25 protein-coding genes are annotated in these 23,240 nt (G+C 37.7%); 9 read left to right on the top strand and 16 right to left on the bottom strand.

What is annotated here, in order from left to right:
• Positions 1-11 precede the first annotated feature (11 nt).
• The 4 genes from M3226_RS07925 to hemE form a co-directional block, all read right to left on the bottom strand.
• The gene (locus tag M3226_RS07925; protein ID WP_251564176.1) at positions 12-746 is read right to left on the bottom strand and encodes an MBL fold metallo-hydrolase; all 735 of its coding nucleotides are present in this window, start codon (positions 744-746) and stop codon (positions 12-14) included.
• 394 nt (positions 747-1,140) lie between these two features.
• Complete coding sequence (gene hemY, locus M3226_RS07920) at positions 1,141-2,553, bottom strand: protoporphyrinogen oxidase (RefSeq protein ID WP_251564529.1); 1,413 nt, start codon at positions 2,551-2,553, stop codon at positions 1,141-1,143.
• A 39-nt stretch (positions 2,554-2,592) separates the two neighbouring features.
• A complete protein-coding gene (gene hemH / locus M3226_RS07915; RefSeq protein WP_251564174.1) occupies positions 2,593-3,522 on the bottom strand; it encodes a ferrochelatase in 930 nt (309 codons plus the stop codon).
• A gap of 521 nt (positions 3,523-4,043) precedes the next feature.
• On the bottom strand, positions 4,044-5,090 hold the full coding sequence (gene hemE, locus M3226_RS07910) for a uroporphyrinogen decarboxylase (RefSeq protein WP_251564172.1): 1,047 nt from the start codon (positions 5,088-5,090) through the stop codon (positions 4,044-4,046).
• A gap of 245 nt (positions 5,091-5,335) precedes the next feature.
• Between hemE and M3226_RS07905 the strand changes: the two genes are divergently transcribed.
• The gene (locus M3226_RS07905; RefSeq protein WP_251564170.1) at positions 5,336-5,830 is read left to right on the top strand and encodes an antibiotic biosynthesis monooxygenase family protein; all 495 of its coding nucleotides are present in this window, start codon (positions 5,336-5,338) and stop codon (positions 5,828-5,830) included.
• Positions 5,831-5,973: 143 nt separating this feature from the next.
• Complete coding sequence (locus M3226_RS07900; RefSeq protein WP_251564168.1) at positions 5,974-7,371, top strand: hypothetical protein; 1,398 nt, start codon at positions 5,974-5,976, stop codon at positions 7,369-7,371.
• A gap of 15 nt (positions 7,372-7,386) precedes the next feature.
• Here the strand turns inward: M3226_RS07900 and M3226_RS07895 are convergent, their stop codons facing one another.
• Positions 7,387-8,022, bottom strand: coding sequence for a phosphatase PAP2 family protein (locus M3226_RS07895; protein ID WP_251564166.1), 636 nt, complete (start codon positions 8,020-8,022; stop codon positions 7,387-7,389).
• Between the two features lie 156 nt (positions 8,023-8,178).
• On the opposite strand from M3226_RS07895, the gene M3226_RS07890 reads away from it, so the two are divergent.
• Positions 8,179-9,354: a M20 family metallopeptidase gene (locus M3226_RS07890; protein ID WP_251564164.1), complete on the top strand. Its 1,176-nt coding sequence runs from the start codon at positions 8,179-8,181 to the stop codon at positions 9,352-9,354.
• Positions 9,355-9,374: 20 nt separating this feature from the next.
• On the opposite strand, the gene M3226_RS07885 is transcribed toward M3226_RS07890, so the two are convergent.
• The 3 genes from M3226_RS07885 to M3226_RS07875 all read right to left on the bottom strand — a co-directional run bounded on the left by M3226_RS07885 (position 9,375) and on the right by M3226_RS07875 (position 12,139).
• A complete protein-coding gene (locus M3226_RS07885; RefSeq protein ID WP_098529766.1) occupies positions 9,375-10,097 on the bottom strand; it encodes an EcsC family protein in 723 nt (240 codons plus the stop codon).
• A gap of 97 nt (positions 10,098-10,194) precedes the next feature.
• Complete coding sequence (locus M3226_RS07880; RefSeq protein WP_251564162.1) at positions 10,195-11,406, bottom strand: ABC transporter permease; 1,212 nt, start codon at positions 11,404-11,406, stop codon at positions 10,195-10,197.
• The gene (locus M3226_RS07875; protein WP_251564160.1) at positions 11,399-12,139 is read right to left on the bottom strand and encodes an ABC transporter ATP-binding protein; all 741 of its coding nucleotides are present in this window, start codon (positions 12,137-12,139) and stop codon (positions 11,399-11,401) included. The genes M3226_RS07880 and M3226_RS07875 overlap by 8 nt, the downstream gene beginning before the upstream one ends.
• Before the next feature lie 637 nt (positions 12,140-12,776).
• Between M3226_RS07875 and M3226_RS07870 the strand changes: the two genes are divergently transcribed.
• Positions 12,777-13,196 carry an HIT family protein gene (locus M3226_RS07870; protein WP_251564159.1) on the top strand — a complete coding sequence of 140 codons (420 nt, stop codon included), beginning with the start codon at positions 12,777-12,779 and terminating at the stop codon, positions 13,194-13,196.
• A 154-nt stretch (positions 13,197-13,350) separates the two neighbouring features.
• Positions 13,351-13,878 carry a tryptophan transporter gene (locus M3226_RS07865; protein WP_098529762.1) on the top strand — a complete coding sequence of 176 codons (528 nt, stop codon included), beginning with the start codon at positions 13,351-13,353 and terminating at the stop codon, positions 13,876-13,878.
• 55 nt (positions 13,879-13,933) lie between these two features.
• Here the strand turns inward: M3226_RS07865 and M3226_RS07860 are convergent, their stop codons facing one another.
• Positions 13,934-14,125, bottom strand: coding sequence for a hypothetical protein (locus M3226_RS07860; protein ID WP_251564157.1), 192 nt, complete (start codon positions 14,123-14,125; stop codon positions 13,934-13,936).
• A gap of 165 nt (positions 14,126-14,290) precedes the next feature.
• Here M3226_RS07860 and M3226_RS07855 point away from each other — a divergent pair, with 165 nt between their 5' ends.
• Positions 14,291-14,653: a YtxH domain-containing protein gene (locus M3226_RS07855; RefSeq protein WP_251564155.1), complete on the top strand. Its 363-nt coding sequence runs from the start codon at positions 14,291-14,293 to the stop codon at positions 14,651-14,653.
• A gap of 166 nt (positions 14,654-14,819) precedes the next feature.
• Positions 14,820-15,395, top strand: coding sequence for an HTH-type transcriptional regulator Hpr (locus M3226_RS07850; RefSeq protein ID WP_098529759.1), 576 nt, complete (start codon positions 14,820-14,822; stop codon positions 15,393-15,395).
• 11 nt (positions 15,396-15,406) lie between these two features.
• On the opposite strand, the gene M3226_RS07845 is transcribed toward M3226_RS07850, so the two are convergent.
• Positions 15,407-15,745, bottom strand: a complete 339-nt coding sequence (locus M3226_RS07845) for a DUF1878 family protein (RefSeq protein WP_251564153.1) — start codon at positions 15,743-15,745, stop codon at positions 15,407-15,409.
• Between the two features lie 277 nt (positions 15,746-16,022).
• Here M3226_RS07845 and M3226_RS07840 point away from each other — a divergent pair, with 277 nt between their 5' ends.
• Positions 16,023-16,202 carry a hypothetical protein gene (locus M3226_RS07840; RefSeq protein WP_098529757.1) on the top strand — a complete coding sequence of 60 codons (180 nt, stop codon included), beginning with the start codon at positions 16,023-16,025 and terminating at the stop codon, positions 16,200-16,202.
• 91 nt (positions 16,203-16,293) lie between these two features.
• Here the strand turns inward: M3226_RS07840 and M3226_RS07835 are convergent, their stop codons facing one another.
• Together M3226_RS07835 and M3226_RS07830 are read right to left on the bottom strand one after the other, a co-directional pair.
• Positions 16,294-16,386: a YjcZ family sporulation protein gene (locus M3226_RS07835; RefSeq protein ID WP_040204450.1), complete on the bottom strand. Its 93-nt coding sequence runs from the start codon at positions 16,384-16,386 to the stop codon at positions 16,294-16,296.
• A 33-nt stretch (positions 16,387-16,419) separates the two neighbouring features.
• Positions 16,420-16,506 (bottom strand): YjcZ family sporulation protein, encoded by an 87-nt coding sequence (locus tag M3226_RS07830; protein ID WP_098529756.1) that lies wholly within the window; start codon positions 16,504-16,506, stop codon positions 16,420-16,422.
• Between the two features lie 220 nt (positions 16,507-16,726).
• Here M3226_RS07830 and M3226_RS07825 point away from each other — a divergent pair, with 220 nt between their 5' ends.
• Entirely contained in the window at positions 16,727-17,599 is an 873-nt protein-coding gene (locus tag M3226_RS07825; protein WP_251564149.1) for a peptidylprolyl isomerase, read from the top strand.
• Positions 17,600-17,687: 88 nt separating this feature from the next.
• On the opposite strand, the gene M3226_RS07820 is transcribed toward M3226_RS07825, so the two are convergent.
• The 4 genes from M3226_RS07820 to M3226_RS07805 form a co-directional block, all read right to left on the bottom strand.
• Positions 17,688-17,876 carry a sporulation YhaL family protein gene (locus M3226_RS07820; protein WP_176541166.1) on the bottom strand — a complete coding sequence of 63 codons (189 nt, stop codon included), beginning with the start codon at positions 17,874-17,876 and terminating at the stop codon, positions 17,688-17,690.
• Between the two features lie 125 nt (positions 17,877-18,001).
• Entirely contained in the window at positions 18,002-18,946 is a 945-nt protein-coding gene (yhaM, locus tag M3226_RS07815; protein ID WP_251564147.1) for a 3'-5' exoribonuclease YhaM, read from the bottom strand.
• Between the two features lie 55 nt (positions 18,947-19,001).
• Entirely contained in the window at positions 19,002-22,001 is a 3,000-nt protein-coding gene (locus M3226_RS07810; protein ID WP_251564145.1) for an ATP-binding protein, read from the bottom strand.
• 18 nt (positions 22,002-22,019) lie between these two features.
• Positions 22,020-23,240: a metallophosphoesterase family protein gene (locus M3226_RS07805; RefSeq protein WP_251564143.1), complete on the bottom strand. Its 1,221-nt coding sequence runs from the start codon at positions 23,238-23,240 to the stop codon at positions 22,020-22,022.

The following is a 23,240-nucleotide window of genomic DNA, read 5'->3' as shown; positions in this document are numbered from 1 at the left end:
CATTCCCTTCCTTATAGTGAGATAGATAGAAATTCTTCTGCAAGTTTTATTTCACCGTTAAATTCGCTGGATGCTTCCGTAATTAGCTCATCAAGGTTCCCATAATGGGGCAGATGCGTAAGAATTAGTTGCTTTACCCCAGCCTTCTGTGCAAGCTGTCCCGCCTCAATACTATTCATATGCCCAGCAGACTTGCCGTTTTGATTTCCATAAAAGTTACATTCACATAAAAGGATTTCTGCATCATGACTGAATTCAATAAATTCCTCTTTAAATGAACTATCACCAGTATAAACAAGGGTTTTTCCGCCAGCCTCAATTCTCAATGCATAACAGGAAACGGGATGATTCGTTTTTAAAAATGATATTTTGAACGGGCCTGCTGATAGGATATCTGTAGGATTATACGCTACTCCTTTAGTAATCGTTTTATAGGTCAGTTTGCTAAATTCATGTGCATCAAATGAATGCCCGTAAACAGGCAGATTAGGAAGTTTATTACCAAGGAAGCCTTGTATTAACCTGGCATGCTGTAAAACCCCAATATCCGCAATATGATCCGGGTGGTAATGTGAGAGGATGACTGCATCCAATTCCTCTGGTTGTACGACATTTTGCAGTTTTGAGAGAACACCACTCCCACAATCAATTAGTAAATGAAATCCTTCATGTTCCAATAAATAACCAGAACTTGCAGCATTCTTTTTGGGGTAACCTCCCCAATATCCGATAACGGTCAATTTCATGAAATCCCCTCCAAATCTTAGTCTAACTTTAATATACTCAAAAAACCGCATCTATTCATTCTATTAGAAAAGCGCAAGCGCCTTGGTCAGCCCCGACAAGCACAAGACGAGCCGGCCGAAAGGTTGCTCTTTAACCTTTTGGACGGATTGACCTAAATGTGGAGGCGACTGCCCTGGGACTTTAGACTAAGACGCACCCTGCAAGAAGGCGCTTTTTGCCTTCTTCAGGGGGTGGCTTAGGCTTCGAGTTCCAAGGAGCCGCAACTGGATATGCTTGTGACCTCGAGGGGCTAGGCGCTGGAGCTGGACAATTCTCGAAGTCAAAAACTTTTATACTTTCATATCTCATAAAAAAAGAAGCTGGTCTTATCGGACAGCTCCTGATTGGATTTTTTCATTTTAAAAATTCTAATACATTTTGGACTGCTGCTTCACCCTGATCAATGCAATCTGGGACTCCTACTCCGCCATAAGAGGCGCCAGCCAAAAAAACACCTGGTAATTCCTTTTTCATCTGCTCCTGGATCTTTGCTAAGCGTTGTTTGTGTCCCACCGTATATTGAGGCATCGATTTTTTCCAACGTGAAACAATCGAAAAGTCAGGATTTAACGTAATATTCATCGTCCTTTTTAAATCATCAAGGACAATTTTAATAATCTGATCATCTGACAAATCAACGATTGTCTCATCCCCAGCTCTTCCAACATAACAGCGGAGCAGAACCTTTCCCTTTGGTGTGGAGTGCTCCCATTTTTTATGTGTCCAAGTACAGGCAGTTATCGAATAGTCGCTATTTCTTGAAACAACATAGCCAGTCCCATCAATATCATTTTTAATAGCTTCCTCAGGAAAAGCTAATGCAACGGTTGCAACTGAGGTTGACGGCACAGATTTAAATGGGGCAAAGAAACGATAATCCGAAAATATCGATTGAGTTATCTGGTGTGGAGTTGCAGCGATAATAGTATCAGCTTTAATTGACTCTCCATTGTTTAGAAGAACTTCGTAATCATGTTCTGATTTGATTATTTTATCAACACGGTGGCCTTTTAAAATTATTTTAGGATTAAGCCTAGCCTCAATTGCCTCTACAAATGATTGTAGACCTGTTCTGAAGGTTAAAAATCCGCCTTTTTTCTTATCCATCGCATCCTTTTGTTTTGGGTGTGATGGCGTTGTTCTTTTCATCCCTATGATCAAGCTTCGGTATTTTTGTTCGACCTCATAAAATTGTGGAAATGTTGACATAAGACTTAATTGGTCAATATCGCCGGCATAAATACCGGATAATAATGGTTCAATTAAATTTTCAACTACCTCGTCTCCCAATCTTCTTCTGAAAAATTGACCTAGAGATTGGTCCTTTTCGCTCTCAGAACGAGGCAAAATAAAATCAGCTGCCGCTCTTAGTTTACCGGGAACGGAAAAAAGACCAGTTGTTATAAATGGTCCAATTTCTGTTGGAATTCCCATAATTGATCCGCCGGGCATTGCATGAAGTTTGTCGTCCACCAAAACGTATGATTTCCCCGTTGCATTTGGCACCAATTGACCTTCCATACCCACTTCCTTTGCGAGCCTAATGATACTTGTTTTTTTTGCTAAAAAAGAATCAGGACCTCTTTCAATCGTATACCCGTCTCTTCTGACGGTTTGTAATTTGCCGCCGAGACGGTGTGATGATTCAATCAGCTGAATTTCGATGGGGAGATGATTTTCTAGAATCATTTTTTGCAGATAAAAAGCTGATGCTAGTCCAGCTATTCCTCCACCAACAATAACAACCTTCTTTTTATCCTCCGCCATGGATTCACCTGCTTCCATAAACATTTCTGTCTATTCCAATTAAGCTAAACTTTTTAAGATTACAGTTGCTAAACAATCAATAAATTCGCCTTTTGCATTAGGCATTTCCGGGCGATAATACTTTGCCCCTAATTGATCTGTTACTGTTTTACATTCAATATCATTATCATAAAGCACTTCAAGATGGTCACATACGAATCCTACAGGTGCATAAACGAAAGACATGTACTGATTTTTTTCAAACAGTTCTCTCGTTAAGTCCTGTACATCGGGACCAATCCACGGTTCTGGTGTATTGCCGGCACTTTGCCAGCCAATTTCAAAGTTTTCAATTCCAGCCTGTTTGGCTATTAATTCAGCCGTTTCTTTCAGCTGACTTGGATATGGGTCGCCAAATTGAAGAATCTTCTCCGGCAAACTGTGGGCAGAAACGATCAAAACAGCCTGCTCCTTTTCAGTTTTAGGCATTTGATCAAAGATTGCTTTTATTTTATCAGCCCAGTAGCTAATAAATTTTGGTTCCTTGTACCAGCTTTCAATCGTTTTAATTTTAAGTCCACCTAATTTTTCTGCTTCTTCAACCGCTCTTCCATTGTAAGATTTTACACTAAAGGTTGAAAAATGCGGGGCAAGCACAAGACTTACCGCTTCTTCAATACCATCTTCATGCATTTTTTTTACTGCATCTTCAATAAATGGTTCGATATGTTTTAACCCTAAATACATTTTAAATTCAATTTCATCTTGAATCTGATTAAGATGTTCTTCCAGCTTTTCTGCCTGATCTAAGGTAATTCTAGCTAACGGAGAGATTCCCCCAATTGCTTCGTAACGGTTCCTGAGATCCTCTATCAGTTCAGGTGTTGGTTTACGGCCATGGCGAATATGGGTATAGTATGGCACTAAATCATCTAATGAATATGGGGTACCATAGGCCATTACTAATAGACCCATTCGTTTCTTTGTCATCTCAAAAGCACCTCGTTTTAAGTCCTACTTTTTCTGGTTTATGTAAGAAAAGCGCAAGCGACTTGGCCAGCCCCGATATAGGGCGACTTGTCGACTGGCCGGTGTTAGCTGGGTCAAAGACTAGTCGCCCGTAATGTGCACAGAAAGCGATAGCTTTCTGTAGCCAAGCATAAGACGAGCCGGCCAAAAGGTTGCTTTTTAACCTTTTGGACGGATTGTCCTAAATATGGAGGCGACTGTCCTGGGACTCTAGACTAAGACGTACCCTGCAAGAAGGCGCTTTTTGCCTTCTTCAGGGGGTGGCTAGACTTGCGTCCCAAGGAGCCGCAACTGGATAAGCTGTAGACCATCGAGGGGCTAGGCGCCGGAGCTAGACAATTCTCAAAGTTAAAAACTTTTATACGCTTATCTTTTAAAAAGGGATTATAGGCTTACTATCCTTTAATGCCTTTTTGAAACAGCTTATTATATTGTGCCAAAAAATTGGACTGCTTACCAATTTTACGACTTACTTTTAAGAATTAGCGACTTAATTTGGATCCCGAATAGTCATGAATAAACGAAGTTAATCTTTTTAATGTGTCTGGATTGACCGATGGGAATACACCATGGCCTAAATTAAAGATATATCCGTCTTGGGCCATTCCTTGGTCTAATATTTCTCTAGCTTTCTCTTCGATAACCTCCCAAGGAGCTAAAAGGATCGCCGGATCAAGGTTGCCTTGTACCGCTTTTTGGATACCCATTTCTCTAGCCTGACGAATGGGCAGACGCCAATCAAGACCAACAACATCGAGCGGAAGTTCATTCCATTCTAAGGCAAGATGACTTGCACCTACGCCGAACATAATGAGCGGAACATTTTCCTCTTTTAAGGATGTAAAAATTCGATTCATGACTGGCTTGATGTAGTACCGATAATCTTCTACATTCAAGGCACCAACCCATGAATCAAAGATTTGGATGGCTTTTGCACCAGCTTTAATTTGCGATTTTACATATGTAATAATCATATCTCCGAGTTTGTCCATTAATGCAAACCATGCCTTTGGCTCTGCATACATAAAAGCTTTGGTCTTATTATAGTTTTTGGATGGACCGCCTTCAATCATGTAACTGGCAAGGGTAAAGGGCGCACCAGAGAAACCGATTAATGGTACATTTAACTGTTCTTGTGTTAGTAATTTGATGGTATCGAGCACATATGGAACGTCTTCTTCCGGATGTATTTCACCTAATTTTTCTACATCAGCTAAAGAGCGAATCGGTTTATCAATGACCGGGCCAACTCCACCCTTTATTTCTACTTCCACGCCTATAGCTGGGAGCGGTGTCATGATATCTTTATATAAAATGGCGGCATCGACATTATATTGTTCGACAGGCAAGCGTGTAACATAAGCACATAGCTCCGGCTGATGTGTAATCTCAAATAAGGAATATTTTTCTTTTATTTCTCTATACTCTGGCTGCGAGCGGCCAGCCTGGCGCATATACCATACAGGTACATAGTCTGTCTTTTCGCCTTTTGCGGCTTTTAAAAATGTTTCATTAATGGTTCTTGTCATGAGGAATATCCACCTTTCAAAGACTGTCTGTTTTCCATTTTAATATAATACAGGTAAAATTAAAAACCATTGGTATACATAGCTGTCCTCACTATAACGATTATTCCTATTTCTGTATAGCGTACGAAATGATCTGTCAAAAAAAAGTCGTTTTTAAGTGACTAAAATTGTGTAAATAAATAGAAAGCATACTGAGATTGAATATGTATAAAATAGGGAAGATTTATTAATTAGGGGTGACAAAGATGAATGTTTATATTACCGCTGGAACATTAGACTTTTTACAGAAGATCGAAAGTAAATATCCTAATGAACGAATGTTGGCGATGCTGAATGAAAATGGGGCAATACTGCTGCATGAAACCAGTGGTCAAACCGTTTTTAATGAACCACGCAGGTATGAGGTTTTAGAATCCTATGGAGACTTAAATAAAGAGGGTTTTGTTGTTATGAATAACATTTCCGTTACTGATGAAGGCCGTCCTTTATTTGAACACCAGTTTAAACAGCTGACGGGAAATGTAGTAACCGCCCAAGGTTTAACAGCATTACGACTGCTGCGTCCTCTATCCTCCAATCCTTATATTATTATGACTGTCTGGGAAAACAATGCCTTGTATCAAAAGTGGCAGGGGGCTAATTCCACATTTGATGCACTTAAAGCCAATTTCAACGGGCAGCAAAAAATTTTCACAAGCTCACCATATATAAACAAATATACAATCGCAGGTAACAGTTAACCTTAACCTAAAATGGAGTTTTGCTCCATTTTTTTATTGCACGAATTTTTTATTCCTCTACTTCACCACTTGATACAGATTACATATTCTGTATTACAGTCAAAAAGGGCTATAGCCCTTTTTGGAAGAAAGGAGGATTTTCAATGCTTATTGAACTTACAGCCCTTCATTGGATATATGTGGCCTTTATTATTTTAATTATTGGCTTTATGGTCATGAGAAGGGACACAACCATTGTGTGTATTGTCGGGATATTCTTAATAGCCTTGACAGCCACCGGCAGTTTAAGCCACTCCGTCAGCAGTATTTTTAACAGTTTTAGCTATGCAATAACTGAACTATTATCTACTATTCTTGTTATTTCGATTATTGTCGCGATGAGCCATACCCTAACTTCCACTGGAATAAATGATGTGATGATTTCACCATTTCGAAAATTAATCCGTAATCCAGGGCTTGCCTATTGGACGATTGGGATCCTAATGATGGTAATTTCCTGGTTTTTTTGGCCATCTCCTGCTGTTGCCCTGCTTGGCGCCGTCCTGCTGCCGGTAGCAATTAGAGCGGGGCTTCCTGCACTTGGGGTCGCCATGGCAATGAATTTGTTCGGGCACGGAATAGCCCTATCAGGTGACTTTGTTATTCAAGCAGCTCCTAAACTTACGGCAGATGCTGCCGGACTTCCCATCCAAGATGTCATAGACGCCAGCATTCCACTAGTTTTTGTTATGGGGATTGTAACAACCATTACCGCCTTCTACTTTTTAAGGAGAGATATGAAGCGTGGAACTCTTCAAACCGCTTCATCAGTATTAGAGGATATACCTGATGAAGAAAGGAATAACCCCACTCTCTTATCACTCACCCAGAGACGTTTCTTCGCAATATTAGTACCAGTTCTATTTGCAGCGGATGTAGCTGCTATGTCCGTCCTCCATTTAACCGGTGGAGATGCTACAGCCCTAATTGGTGGAACCTCCATCCTTATCCTTCTTCTCATTACCATTATGAGTCACAAGAACGAAGGCCTAGAAAAAACAACTCAATATTTAATTGAGGGTTTTCAATTTGGGTTTAAGGTGTTTGGTCCAGTTATTCCAATTGCCGCATTCTTTTATTTAGGTGACAGCGGTTTCACAACTATTATTGGAGATTATTTACCGAAAGCTTCCCAAGGAATTGTGAACGATTTAGGGATTGCCCTTGCCAACATTGTTCCTCTCAGTAAGGTGGTAGGTGCTGTGACACTCACAACCGTTGGGGCAATTACTGGTTTAGATGGTTCAGGCTTCTCAGGCATTTCGCTCGCGGGATCGATTGCCAGTTTGTTTGCTGCAGCCATTGGAAAAGGTGCCGCAACACTAACTGCCCTTGGACAAATCGCTGCCATTTGGGTGGGTGGCGGAACCTTGGTACCATGGGCCTTAATTCCTGCAGCAGCAATTTGTAAGGTCGATCCGTTTGAATTAGCCAGACGAAACCTACTCCCAGTATTAATAGGACTGGTTGTAACTACGATTGTTGCTATGTTTTTAATATAAAAATAAAGGCCGGCATTAGCTCGGCCTTTTCTTCGTATATCGATGTTTAAAATATTTGTATAAAAATATCCAAATGGCAGTCCAAATAAAGCCAAAGGCATAACCTCCAAGCACATCGGAAGGATAATGGACCTGCAGAATGATCCGACTTGCTCCAATCAGAAGTACTAATAAGGAAGCTAAAATAGCAACCAGCCATTTGGCATTTTTCGATCGGATTTCCTCAATTAATAAATAAGCAACTGTAAAGTAAAGCACCATACTAACCATCGCATGTCCGCTAGGAAAACTGTAGCTTTTAACCTCAACAAGGTGCTCTAAATCAGGTCTTGGACGAACAAACCAATCTTTTAATACCTTATAAGCTTCATTTGCTAAAGCCAGCGATAAAGCAAGCATTGCTGCCCCAGGATAGTTCCGTTTTTTTAGCAATAGCCACACTAACATGATCAATGCTATAAGGCCAATCCCTTTTTTATCTCCCATTTCCGTTACCTGAATAAAAAATGGATCTGCGCTATTGGGTACGTGTGAGAACAATTCTCCGACATAAGTATCCATCCAAAAAGCACTGTGTAAAGCCACTTTAATAGCGGTGAATAAAGTAATTAAAACAGCGATTATAAGAAAAACAAACGATTTCTTTTTCAAAATTATTCCCCCAACCCTTGAATCTCCTTGTTTACATACTTTTAAAAGTATAAAAAAAATCATTATAAAAATCTATATAATAGTGTTAAAAGTGTTAAAAGTGTTAAAATTGTTTGAAAATACATTCTTTAACTTTAACCATAAGGGGGATTACATATGTTAAACAACCTGTTCACTAAACTAGAAGGTTACTACGATGAAATGGTCTCCATTCGCCGCTACCTTCATCAGCATCCGGAATTATCTTTTCAGGAATATAATACTGCCAGGTTTATTCAAGACTATTATGAGAAACTGAATATAGAAGTAAAGGGACAAGTAGGCGGCAATGGTGTAGTGGCAAAGGTTTATGGTAAAAAACCGGGTAAGACGGTGGCATTACGAGCAGATTTTGACGCATTACCGATTCAAGATGAAAAGGATGTACCATACAAATCATTAGTCCCCGGCGTCATGCACGCATGTGGACATGACGGCCATACCGCCACACTGCTTATTCTTGCAAAAACTTTAAATGAACTTAGAGATGAGTTAGAAGGGAACTATGTATTTATTCATCAACACGCAGAAGAATATGCACCAGGCGGCGCTGCATCCATGATTGAAGCTGGCTGTTTAGAAGGAGTGGATGTCATTTTTGGGACACACCTATGGGCAAGTGAACAGACAGGTACCATTCAATTCCGAACCGGACCGATGATGGCTGCAGCCGATCGTTTTGAAATAGAAATCCAAGGGAAAGGCGGACACGGGGCACAGCCTCACAAAACTCGAGATGCCATTGTGACAGCTTCACAGCTTGTCGTCAATCTGCAGCAAATCGTCAGCCGCAAAGTTAGTCCGGTTAATGCAGCAGTGGTTACGGTAGCTTCATTTATTGCTGAAAATGCCTTCAATGTGATTGCTGACAAAGCAAAGCTGACAGGGACAGTTCGGACATTTAATGAAGAAGTCAGACAGTTTATTGAGGAGGAAATGGAAAGAATCATCCATGGTACATGTTATGCATCAGGCAGTTCTTATCAGTTTGACTACTTTAGAGGTTATCCGCCTGTGGTTAATCATGAGAAGGAAACAGGGATTCTCATCCGTTGTGCTCAGTTTGTTCCAGAAGTTACAAACATTGTGGAAACAGAACCGGAAATGGGTGGAGAAGATTTTGCCTATTACTTAGAAAAAGTTCCTGGAACTTTCTTTTTTACTGGAGCAAAACCAATTAGGGAAGAAGATGGGTACCCTCATCACCACCCAAAGTTTGATATTGATGAAAAAGCCATGTTAATAGCTGCTAAAACATTAGGTTCAGTGGCACTGAATGTCCAAAGCGAATAAACATCTGAGAGCCCCTTACTTTATTGTTCAGGGGCTTTTTGCAGCAACCTTAATCGATAAGCATTCATCGCAGTTTCACCTAAAATCTTTAGAAGATTATTATTAGCATAGGCACCCACGAACGCTCCAATCCCCGGCACAAGCTGAAAAAGCTTGGCGAGATCAATATAATCCCTGTATTCCTGCTGAAACTTGCGCCAATCCATTTCGATGAGTTCTATTTTTCTATGTTCCCAATGCTCAATTTCTGATAAAGTGTTTTTTCGAATTTCATCACTTGAAAAAGCTAATTGAAACACATGAAGAATAAATAATCTCTCTTCATACTTTTTTGTATCAAAACCATAGATTGCGGCTGCTTCAAACAAAAATTTCATTTTAATCGTTAGGAGTAACGGAAAGTCGGCAAGTCCCAGCAAAATTCCTCCGGCCCCTGTTCCTGCTCCTTCAACGATGGCCGTCTTTTGGTAGACGGAAATCTTTTTTTGAACTAATTCATCTCTTTCAGCGAGGGATAAAGGATTAGCCTGAACTTTACTAGTAGTGAGCTGCGACCCAAATAAGGTTGCCTTAACCATTGCCTTAATGCTTTCTGTCATCATTTCATGGACCTTTTCTGGAATCCATTCATTTATTTTCACTTGGGCTTTCTTGGATAACCGATTCATCATTCCTGACCGTCTGATCAATCTTCGTTTCCATTCTTCCACTTCTTCATAAACTTTCACTTCATACTCGTTCAATTGGACCAACTCCTCTCACTCTATATTATGAATCTAAACGAGCAGAACCGCCCAATAGTTCCAAAAAAAAATCCCCTAAAAAAGGGGAATACTCAGACTATTTTTTCAAACGACTTTTACTGTAAAAATAAACAAATAAATAGCTAAACACCAGACCGGCTCCTAAAACAAGCAGTGAATAGAACCATTCTCCCTTAATCAAAATTAATAAGGCAAAAATACAGGATTGAACCACTAATATTATCGTTAATAGGAAATGAAATGACGCTGTCTTGTCTCTCTGTGAGACCGGATATAAATCCACCCAAAGCTTATTTTGATGGTGATTCCATAATGGCAGCAATTGAAAACCCGTCAAATATACGAATAAAATGGTAAGCACAAGTTGTCCGATTCCGAATGAGATAAAATAGATAGCAAGTGCGCCAATCACGGTCAGCCGAACAAACAATCCCAGAAAATCGGATGAACGTAAAAATGTCCTAGCGAACAAATAAAGGTACGTTTTTTCTTGTAAAAATGGAATTTTGCTAATGAACAAATCGAGATATTTCCTTCTTTTAACCGTATCTTTTAATTTTGGAACATCTGTAAATAAATTGGCCAATCGATAAAAAGAAGCCATCCTCTTTTCTTCAGCATCAATTAATAAATCCCATTTCAACCCCATTTTTGTTGTCCTAATATGAAAGGAGTAATAATAAAGGACCATGATTATCCCGATTACAATGAGGATAAGAATATTTGCCTGTTTAAACATGAGATAAGTAAATACGGTATTAATTAAATATCGGACTAGGAAATCCCAGCGGTGTACAGATGCTTCTACATAAAATTGAATTTTCCAGTTTGCAGCTAGATTCCAAGCCTTTACCAAAAGCAAAACGAGCAAAAAAGGAATAAACGAGCCGAATCCATTATCGCTAACATGCGCATAGATAGGCATTAAGACAGCCAGAACTAATAAAATGATATACCCTTGAAACACTAAACTTGCAAATCCTGAACGGAGGAAATACCCTTTTAATTTCTCCTCTAAAGGAAGTAAAAACACCTTGTCCGCCTCAAGTAAAAAATTATAAACCGGGCTATATGTAACAATTATTCCAATAAGAACCGCAATTACCAACGCAGCTGGAAAATTGGGTGAAAGATTCTTAATCCATTCTTGGTAATAAAATGCGGCGGTTCCAATTAAAAATAATAAGACAATCACAATATGGCCATTGAAAATATAACGTAAATATCTTCCTAAGTCCTTCATGCGACCGCCGGCACGGTCCCTCCAAAGCTTATTTTCATCAAACATAATTTTCTTCCTTTGTTAATTGAATATACAAATCATCTAGAGATGCTGTTGGCATCATAAATTGTTCCCTTAATTCAGAAAGTGTTCCTTTAGCCCGGATTTTTCCTTCATGTAGGATAACAAAACGATCACAATACTTCTCTGCTGTTGCAAGAATATGGGTTGACATTAAAATTCCTGCACCGTTATCTTTCATCCTCTTCATTAAATCAAGTAGTGATTGAATCCCAAGAGGATCGAGCCCAACAAATGGTTCATCCACTATATATAGGGATGGCTGAACCAAGAAGGCACACATAATCATTACCTTTTGTTTCATCCCTTTTGAGAAATGGGCTGGAAACCAATTTAAGCGTTTTTCCATCCGAAACTCTTTTAGCAATGGGGCAATTCTCTCTTTGTAGGTAGATTCATCTAAACCATATGCCATCGCGGTTAACCTCAAGTGCTCATCTAAGGTAAGTTCCTCATATAAAACCGGTGTCTCGGGAACAAACGTAAATAAACGGCGATAAGCTTCTTTATTTTCCATAAAGGATTGACCATTAATTTTAATGGAACCTTTATGAGGCTCCATTAGCCCGATAATATGTTTAATTGTTGTACTTTTCCCTGCCCCATTTAGCCCGATAAGACCAACAATTTCCTTTTCTTTTACGTCAAAGGAAACATCCTTTAATACAGGATTTCTTGTATATCCACCGACTAGATGATCAATCGTTAATAAAGCCATTATAAACGTCCTTCCGTTTCAAGTTTATCGCGATTAGAAAGAATTCTCTATGTAATGATGAATTCAAAAACCTTAAATCCATTAATTTTAATTTTAACAAATAACACCCGTAAAAAATAGAAAATCAATTTTTCTTAAACTTATTGTATAAAACTTCAGCAAACGGACATCATAATATTCGAAGGGGAAATAACTTATTCCGATGAAGTGATTCATCAAAATTTGAGATGAGGTGTCTGCTAAAGACAATTTCTTTTCAAACAAGTGAGCTTCCTATTCGTTTCAGATAAGGGGATGGTTGTTTTGTACAATGTGCATTTTAACCATTTAGAGTTCAAGTAACACCACTGTTTATCTTAAAAAAATAAGCAAATGAGGTGTTTACCGCAGATCACAACCCGTTTTTAAAGGTTAGGTAAACCAATAAAAACAAATAGGGGATGGTCAGCTTGAACAATGATGTATCTTTATAAAAAAACACTCTATGAAAAATGAGGTGTTTATCAAAGAACATTCCTAAATGAACGTAGATTGAAGCATTCCCCTTCGGGAAGACAGGATTCCACGCGGATCCTGTCTTTTTCTTTTTAGGTTAATTATGGTAAAATAATACAAACATATAAAAGGGGCTGTATATATGAGTGATTGTATTTTTTGTAAAATTATTAGGGGAGAAATTCCGGCTGCAAAAGTTTTTGAGAATGAACATGTTTTAGCATTTTTAGATATCAGTCAAGTAACCAAAGGTCATACCCTTGTTATTCCGAAAATACATAAAGAAAACTTATATGAGTTAACACCCGAAATTGCCAGAAACCTATATGAAGTAGTACCTTCTATTTCTAATGCGTTAAAAAAGGAATTTGAACCTATCGGTCTAAATTCCGTAAATAATAATGGTGAGCATGCAGGACAATCTGTCTTTCACTTCCATTTGCATTTAATCCCGCGCTATGGTAAAGGTGATGGCTTCGGCGCTGTCTGGAAAAACAATCAAAGTGATTATACCCCACAAATATTACAGGACATGGCGGCAAAGATTCAAAAACAACTATAGTTCATTTAACAAGGGCTAACCTTAAATTTTCTGAAAATTATTTCTTTAAAAATATTATCTTAATATGGTATAATGAGTATAAGTTTTTCGCTGCAGGCAATGAGTGCACTGCAGGAGAAATTAATAGCTTAGGATAGCAGAGGAGAGATGAGAAATGAATACAAAGAATCTTGTTGTTTTAGCACTTTTGGCGGGGATTGGGGTCGTGTTGCATACTGTAATGCCAGCGTTCCTTAGCATTAAGCCGGATATGATGCTAGCCATGATGTTTTTGGGAATTATTCTTATTCCAGAAATAAAAAGTGTCATGCTGCTCGCAATTGTGACTGGTATATTGTCTGGCATCACAACTAGTTTTCCTGGTGGTACCATTCCGAATATCATTGATAAGCCAATCACAGCTTTAGTCTTTTTCGGTTTATTTTTAGCCTTAAACAAATATCGAAAATCGATTATTAGTGTTGGGGTCTTAACTGCGATCGGTACATTGGTATCAGGAAGTGTATTTTTAGGTGCAGCCTTCTTTATCGCAGGATTACCTGCCCCATTTACAGCGTTATTTGTAGCAGCTGTATTACCTGCAACTGTTCTAAATACGGCCGTTATGGTTATTTTGTATCCAGTAGCTCAATCGATTGTTAAGAGAACTAAATTAACATCAGCTTCCGTGATTCAAAAATAATCCACGGGATCTTTTAAGAAAAAGAACCCCATGGGGTTCTTTTCTTAAATTATTTCTATGAAAAATACGAGAGCATTAGCGCAACCAACAGACAAATACAGGCAAAGCCGGCTAGACCGGCAGACCTTTTCTTTAATACTTGTTTAGGTGGATAGACACCTGGTCTTTTTAATTCAACTAAATTTTTAAGTGTGCCAAAGAGCAGAATCACACTTAACATGAAAAAAGTCAAAGCTGCAGTCTTCATCCCTTTGTTCCCCCTACTTCGAATCATTTTCGAACAATAGTTGTAACTATTTATATGATACATCGTCCATTCCTATGAAGGACTTGTGTAAGGGAAAACGTAAAGGGAGCTATATCAAAAACTACAATTACTTTTAAAAGTTGCCTTTTTGGAGGAAGTAAAAAAATGAAAGTTAAAACTTTTCTATACGGATTTATAACCGGAGGGCTTGCTGCTGGTATTAGTATTTTACTAACGACACCAAATTCAGGCAAAGTAACCAGGGTTAAAATGAAAAAAAACACCCAGGTTGCTCTTAATCAATTACAGATCCTCAAGCATAACTTATTGGACCTAAAAAGCTCTGCTTTACATGCAACAAAAGAAGGCAGAACACAAATTTCAACATTTTTAACAGATGTTAAGACTGCCCTTGCACTCTGGGAAGAAGAAGTGCGCCCTCAGCAACAGAAAATTCAAAAAGAAATTACTCAGATGAAAGAAACCATTCAAGAATTGGACGAAAAGATATTAAATTATAATAAATAGTCTGATTAGACCCACCAAGTTGTCTTTCAAGTAGTTTTTTCATAAAAAAACAAAAAACAAGATAAAAATTGTGTGATTTCTAAAAATTTTGTGAATTTATACTTTATTAATTTTTATTTTATTGGCATAATGAAAATAGAGAAATTAAAAGTAGGTGAAAATGGGGATGACTGAGAAACAATATTCGTTAAAGGAAGCGATGATATTTAGTCAGCGAATAACACAATTAAGCAAAGCACTATGGAAATCAATTGAAAAAGATTGGCAGCAATGGATTAAACCCTATGATTTAAATATTAATGAACACCATATTCTCTGGATCGCTTACCATTTGAATGGAGCTTCCATCTCAGACGTTGCAAAATTTGGGGTCATGCATGTCTCAACAGCTTTTAATTTTTCGAAAAAGTTAGAAGAACGAGGATTGCTGAAATTTTCAAAAAAGGAAAATGACAAGCGAAATACGTATATTCAACTGACAGATAAAGGCGAAGAGATTCTGCTTCAATCAATGGAAACCTATCAGCCAAAAGGAAATGCTGCTTTTTCAGGGGCGTTACCCCTTCGAGAACTATATGGAAAATTTCCGGATATTATTGAAATGATGGCCATTGTCCGCAATATTTATGGCGAAGATTTCATGGAAATCTTTGAACGGTCTTTCCATAATATCGAAAGTGAGTTTGTTGAAGAAAATGGCACACTGAAAAAGGCCAAAAAAACGGAACAAGAACTAGTTTAAATTGGCCTGTCTTATAGGTACTTTTGTATCTCCTCAAAAAGAGGCTCGAACAATTTTTGCTTCAAACAGGCCCTTACGACCTCTTCAATTTTCAAATTAGCTGGTAACGTAGCAGATAATTGTTTAAAAAGCGGATGGAAATGAACGAAGCCTTCCGCTTTTTGTTCTGCCAGTTTCATGTTCAATTTATCACACAAATAATAGAACTTGTTGGCTTCCTGCTCCGAGATCCCGTTTTCAATAATTAACCGATAAAAATCATAATTGGGATTGTCCAGCAATTTTATTAATAACCTCTGATGAAATTCAAGAAGATTAATCCGTTGTAAAAGAATATCCTGTTCGTTCATATTAACACCTCTTTTTAATACCTACTTTACCTATGTTCATTATTCACCTTTTAAAGAGATGGGTAAACCTTTTTTTTCGATAATCAAAAAAAAATTACAAATATTTAGACTCTATAACATTCTAGAAAACTTCCATTCTTTTTTACTATCTTTTTCTTATGTTTTTTGATATTGTATATAGAAAAGCGGAAGCTTTCCTTATAAAGCTATACTAGTTAGATTTCAAAACATATATCGCTGAAAAATCATAAGTAAACCATCTGGGAGGGAATCATCGATGATCTCCATTTTTATTGTCTTCGCTATATTTATTTTATTCTATGTAAATAAAATGACCAATTCCCTTTGTATCCAAAAGGAAATACCGGAAGAGAACCAGCATAAGGTATTTCGTACCATTAATGTTCTCATTACCATTTTATTGATTTCATCATACTTAGAAATCCTATATACATAATCCATAAATAAAATTTGGGGATATGTAATAAGAGTAAAAAAAGCGAAGCGATGAGGTAATTCTCATCGCTTTTTATTTTTATTATTTTTTCTTAGTAAATCCAAGAAGCTCCAATGATAATCAATAAGATGAAAAGGACTACAACTAATGCAAATCCTCCACCGTAACCTGCTCCACCAGACATAATTTAACCTCCCCTCATTGTGATTTTGTTACATTAATAAACCCAAGAAGCCCCAACAATAATCAATAGGATGAAAAGGACTACAATTAGAGCGAATCCTCCGCCATATCCTGCACTCATCATAAAACCTCCTTTTTCATTTGCTAAGATATACTATTCATAAAGGTTTAATTTCGTTTAGGCACTTAGCTTATTTTTCTGGAAAAGTCCAAGTAGCTTCATTTGTTTGAAATTTCGCTAAACGCTTACTAATATTTTTGCAGCAGTACCCATTTATGTTATAGTAATCATTGTGGACAAACCTTTTCACAGAATTTAACTATTTAGGAGAGATTTCAGCATGAAAAAATGGATATTAGCCCTTACAATGGCTGGCAGTGTACTTGCATTAGGTGCATGTAATCAAACTAGTTCTGAAAAAGTGGCAGAAAGTAAGGCTGGGAATGTTACTCAAGAGGAACTATACAATACAATGAAGGCCAGATACGGTGAGCAAGCCCTTCAACAACTTGTATATGAAAAGGTGCTATCTAAAAAGTACAAAGTAACGGATGCAGAGTTAAATGCGAAGGTGAACGATTTAAAAGAGCAGCTTGGTACAAATTTTGATGCTACTCTTGCCCAGTATGGATACAAAAACGAAGCAGATTTGAAGAAAACCATGAAACTTGGAATGTTACAAGAAAAGGCAGCAATGAAAGATGTTAAGGTAACGGATAAAGAATTAAAGGATTATTATGCTTCCTATCAACCTGATATAAAGGTTCGCCACATTCTTGTTAAAGATGAAAAAACAGCCCTTGACGTTAAGAAACAACTTGATGGCGGCGCAAAATTTGAGGATGTTGCAAAAAAATCTTCAACAGATACGGCTTCTGCGCAAAACGGCGGTGATCTGGGTACCATCAATAATACAAATAAAGACCAGTACGATGCTGATTTCATAAAAGCGGCATATGCTCTTAAAGTAAATGAAATTAGTGCACCAGTAAAAACACAATTTGGTTACCATATCATTCAGGTTACAGAGAAAAAAGAGAAGAAGTCTTATAATGCAATGAAGAAGGATATTGTATACCAAGTAAAATCATCTAAATTAACAAGTGATGATATTAATAAAGCAATGCAGAACGAACTTAAAGCGGCTGACGTAAAAGTAAATGACAAAGACTTAAAAGATGCTCTAAATGCAACGACAACTGCAGCGCAATAATAACTATAGGAAAGCGGAAGCCTAATTAAGGGGCTTCCGCTTTTTTACATTACCTTATATAGTTTTTACCTTTGCCACTCGGGTTTATTTATTCACCTGTTGCTTTCAATTCCTCTCGCATTTCTTTCTCACGCTCGAGCCGCTCTATATAAATTTCACCTTCACGCTCGATACTTTCCATTTCCACTTGCCGTTCTTCCCGCCCTGTTTTAATCGCCATTAGGGCACTTATGACTATTCCTGCTACTACTGCATAAATCCAAATAGGTATCATCAATATCTCCTGCTCCCTTCGTTAAAGTTTGTCCACTTTTAGATTTCTTTTACTACAACATATTTCAGCGACACCTAAAATATTCTTTTGTCCAAAAAAAAATAACCCGATTCGGGTTATTTTGGACGTTATTTATGGAAAACTGGCTTATAAAAGGCTCGGTTATCTAACGCAAATATACGCTCCGTATACTCCCCTGGCTTGACTCTTTCTAAAGCCCGGTCAAGCATGTTCATTTTTGCATCAAGATTATCTATATAATGAAGAATTTCGGCTTCCTTTATTAATGGAGGTTTTGGACTTCCCCACTCAGCTTTACCATGATGGCTTAAAACCAGGTGCTGGAGAATTAATACTTCTTCTCCTGTAATGCTTAGTTCCTCAGCTGCTTTACCAATTTCAGTAATCATAATAGTAATATGTCCAAGTAAATTCCCCTCAATGGTATATGATGTTGAAATAGGACCTGATAATTCCATGACTTTTCCCATATCATGCAAAATAACGCCGGCATAGAGTAAATCTTTATCGAGACTAGGATATAAAGATGCTATCGCTTTGGCCAGGTCCAGCATACTACAAACATGATAAGCAAGCCCTGAAACGAATTCATGATGATTTTTTGTTGCTGCAGGATATTCCATGAATGCCTTTTGATGTTTTTTTATTAAATGACGAGTGATCCTCTGGATGTTCGGGTTTTTCATTTCAAATATATATTGGGTCAGCTTGCTCATCATTTCTTCCTGGCTAACAGGTGCTGTCTCAAGAAAATCATCAAGCCTTACACCATCAGAAGGGCCGGTTTTTCGGATTTGGCGGATTTTCAACTGACTTTTACCGCGGTAGTTTTGAACATCCCCTAATATTTTTACAATGGTCTGTGCTGCATAATTCTTTTCATCATCAGCCCCAGCGTCCCAGAGTTTTGCCTCAATTTCCCCGCTTTGGTCTTGCAGAATTAATGTCAAAAATGGTTTACCATTACTGGCAATCCCTTTTGTCGAACTTTTAATAAGGAGGTATAAATCAACCTGTGCCCCTACATCATACTGTAATACTCCCTTGCTCAACCTCTTCACTCTCCCCTCCGATAATTAGAGTATAACATATCCAGCTAGGACTCTATTAAGTAATCTGAACAGTACCTTTTTCCAAACAAAGAATATTTTCCTTTTGGAAATAAGATAATAAATGGTTGTGACAGGTGAAAAATAGAATCTGATTATGTTTCAATCTACTAAGAAGTTCAATTACCTTTTGTGTTCTCTTGGCATCAAAATTAACAAAGCTATCATCAATTATAATCGGAAACTGATACTTTTCATAAAGAGTAGTAGCCAAAGCCAAACGAATGGAGACATATAATTGCTCAGTTGTCGCCTGACTTAGTTCATTTGCTTCAAAGACAGTGTGGTCATTCCGTTCAATTAGGAAACCTGTCCCTGACTTTTGCAAATGAATTCTATTGTAACTTCCATCTGTTAAAAAATACAAGTACTCCTCTGCCATGGAAAGCATCCTTGGTAAATGAACGTTTTTATATTTATCAATTGTTTCCAGCAGTACCTCTTGCGCCAAACGATAGACAGACCATTCCTTTGCTGCCTCTGCCAATTCATAGTTCTTTTGTTTAAATTGATGGAGGATGTCAGCGTACATCCCGCCCTCCTCGAGAACTTGAATTTCAAAATTATTGGCAGCCACCTCATCCTGAACCTTCTTTAACTTTTCTTGTAAATCTTTTATTTCAAGACCCCATTGGTTTATTAACTCTGCACTGTCATGTACGGACAAAAACCCTTCTTTATCCTCTCCTGAGAGAATAGAATATTGTAGCTGATTTTGCAGTTGACGACGTTTCTCAAGCAGTTCTTCTTGCCTTTTAGCCTTTTCCCCCAAGTTATAGAATTGCTGTTCTGAATCTACTTTGGCAGCCAGTAAGAGTTTAGTATGTTCTGTTTGTAAAAGTTCTAGTTCCTGCACTTTTTGATTTAAATCTGCTTTAAGTTCTTCTAGCTTTAGGACTCTCTCTTTGCTCATAATTTGCTTTTCATGTTCTTCCTTGAGTTTATTTCGTAATAGATAGGCAGAATTGTGTAAATCAAGGCCCTGTTCATGTAAAAAGCTGGTTTCAAATGCTCTTAAACCCTCCTCTACTAAAAAATGTTGTTGATTTATTTCTTTTATCCTAAGTACAAACTGATTTTTATCTCGTGTTATGGATTTATACTGTTCAATATACTCGAAAGCCTCGTTTAAAAAGCTGTTTGCAATATATTCTGGGATATTTAATTCTTTGCTTATGGAAATAAGTTTTTCTTTATTTTGAGCTGCTGCCAATTCCCATTCCTCAAATTTAGAAATAATCTTCTCAAATTGGGCTTGCTGCTGCTTTAGCCTCAGTTTTAACAATTGCAGTTCTTGACGCCTTTGATTATCAATGATTAATTGATTCTCAAGTAATGTAATATCAAGATATTTGGATGATTGAAGTTTTTCTTGCAATATTTTTTCCTTTTCTTTTAGGCCATCAATCGTTTGCCAAATGTTGTCCTCTTTAGTCTGCATCCCTCCTTTTACAAAAAAGTATACAAGCCCAATGCACCCTAACACGCCAACGGCTAGCAGGAACCATTGCTTTGTATATACCCCATACAAAAATACTCCGAGTAGAATCAATTCAAAAAGAAGCAACTGAAGCTTACGGTCGCTCTTTAACTTGTTTCTTGCTGTTTGATTTTGTTCATGTTCTTGTTGATAGAATTTTATTTTGTCTTGTATCGATTTTATTTCCCATTCTAGGCTTTTTTTATCACTCTTCTGATTTAGCTGCTCCTCGAGGAGTAATCTCTCTTTTGTCGGCAGAATCTTATCCTCAGCAGCACGAACCTCCTTTTCTATTTCATCAAGTGCCTGTTTTTCTTCTTGATATTGATTGTCTAATTCTTCCTTCACTTCTTCTAGTTTTTGCTTTTTACGGGTAACCATTTCTACTTGATTTTTCATGTAGATATTTGTATTAATCTTTAGGATTTCTTCTTCAGACAAAGGCAAATGAAGTTTTTCTCTGGTTATTGAAAGCTTCTCTTCATATTCTCTGAGTTTCCGTTCGGATTGCTGTCTTTCCATCCTTAATTGCTCCATAATCGGAATTTGGTCAAGCAATGTTAAAATGGATGGCTCATTTTTAAGAAACTCAAGATCAGGATTAATACCAGCTAATTCCTCTTGTAAACGTTCTACTCTATTGGCGATACTCGCAATCTCCGCTTTATACGGATGGATTAGCTGATTTATTTTTTCAATTCTTTCAATCCCACGTGCTGGGAAATTGATTGTACCTAAATCGTTTAATTCTTTTTCGATCCAAATTTCTTCCTTTACAACAGATTCAATTCTCTTCCATTCTTTTATTTTATTGATCTTTTCGCCTGTTTCCTGAAGACTGCCATTTATTCGAAGGACCTCCAGCTGCAATGTTTCATTTTTCCGTTGAAGTTCTTCGTATTCGTTATTTTTGGCTGCAGCCTTTTTTAATTGACCCTTTAGTTCATGAAGTTCCTGTAATTTTTCATTCAAAATTGGTTTCTTGCCTGACGGCTTAAAACGAACATCTAATTCCTTTTGCAAAAAGCTTTCCGCTTTGGATAGCTGCTCAGTACCCAAGGTTCCGGCTGAAAATAAAAACTTACCAATCTCTTCACCCTTCATTTGGTGAATGTTTTGAAGCCCCTGTAAATTAAAGGAGAAAACGGCTTGGAACAAACTTTTATCAAAGTTTCCCAGCAAATTTTTTAAGAGCTCATCACCGCCGATGGCTCCATTATCCATCATCACCTTTACATCCCCTGCGGCTTTCCCCTTGACACGTTCAATCACAGCGTATCCATGCTCTTCATGATAAATTCTAAGTTTACCACCGTACTTAGTACTGTGCTTTGGTTCATATCGCAGCTCGGATGACTGTTTGGTGGGAAAACCGAATAAAATGCCATGAATAAAAGCCATCAAGGTTGTCTTTCCTGCCTCATTCTCGCCATAGAAAACTTGAAATTCTGAGAGAGACTTTATCGTTACATTTTCTAATTGGCCGTATCCATATATGTATATTTCAAGAATTTTCATGCCTCTTATCCCCTTTAATTAGGCCTGATATAGTAATTCAATTAATAATTTCTCTGCTTTTTCAAGCAATTCATCTTTCTCTTCTGTTACTAACTGTGGCAAGTATTTTCTCCCTAATGGATGCTCAAAGAGGGGCGCTAATGCCTGCTCAATTTGGTCAAACTGATCGATGGTCTCAAATAGTTCTCCATAGAAATTGGCTTCGGTCTTTATTTTTTCTTTATCGATAGACAATTTTTCCGTCAATTTGAAGTCCGTCACCCAAACAAAGGATTCTTCGTCCCTTTCATCTTCTAAAAGAAGATCAAGCAATTCATTATCAATGCTTTTATGTTCACGGGAATCAGCAAGCTGCAAATTTTTTAACAGAAGGGTTAACAGTGTGCCAGTATGTTCCTTCCTCAGTCCATTAATGACTGTTTGGCATAAATGAAACAGATCATCAAAACTAACTGCGGTCTCTGCATTAACGGTTACTTCTTCCCAAATAATATCTGAGGCCTCAATAAAGTCCATGGTTGCATCCAAATCTGTAAAAGTAACGTGATAAAAGCCTTTACTTCCAGATTCTTTTTTATTTCTTCCTTGGATATTACCGGGATAAATAATGGGGGGGTTCACAGACAATTCAGCTCGTTTATGGATATGTCCAAGCGCCCAATAATCAAAATTTTTCTGAACAAGGTCCTTTACTGTAAATGGAGCGTAATTATCGTGCTCAGTCCCTGAACTTTCATTTCCGTGAAGGATACCGATATGGTAATCTGCGCCATCTTTTTTTTGGTACTCATCTATTTTCCGCTCAAAAACATGCCTTGTTCCATAACTAAAACCGTAAAGATGAACGATTGCACCGCTTTTTGTCTGTAGCTCCATTGTTTCAACCTTGCTGCCGAAAACATGAACATTTTCTGGCATGTCAAGATGAACCCAAGAACCGTTTAAATGGTCATGATTACCGTGAACGATATAAACAGGGATATTCTCTTCGCTAAGTTTAAACATTTCCTTGCGAAACCGAGCTTGTGCACGTAAACTGCGATCCTCACCATCAAATATATCCCCAGCAATAATGACAAAATCCACTTGCCGCTGAATTGCAGTAGCTGTTAATTTTTTCAATGCAGTAAACGTACTGTCTTTTACTCTAGTGAAGATATTATCTGGCAAATGCTTAAACCCGACCATCGGACTGTCTAAGTGAAGGTCGGCTGCATGGATAAATGATATTTTTTTCAT

It is taken from the genome of Neobacillus cucumis (genome assembly GCF_023715505.1).
The sequence above is the reverse complement of the archived record's forward strand: the minus strand, read 5'-3'. Positions and strand labels throughout refer to the sequence as shown.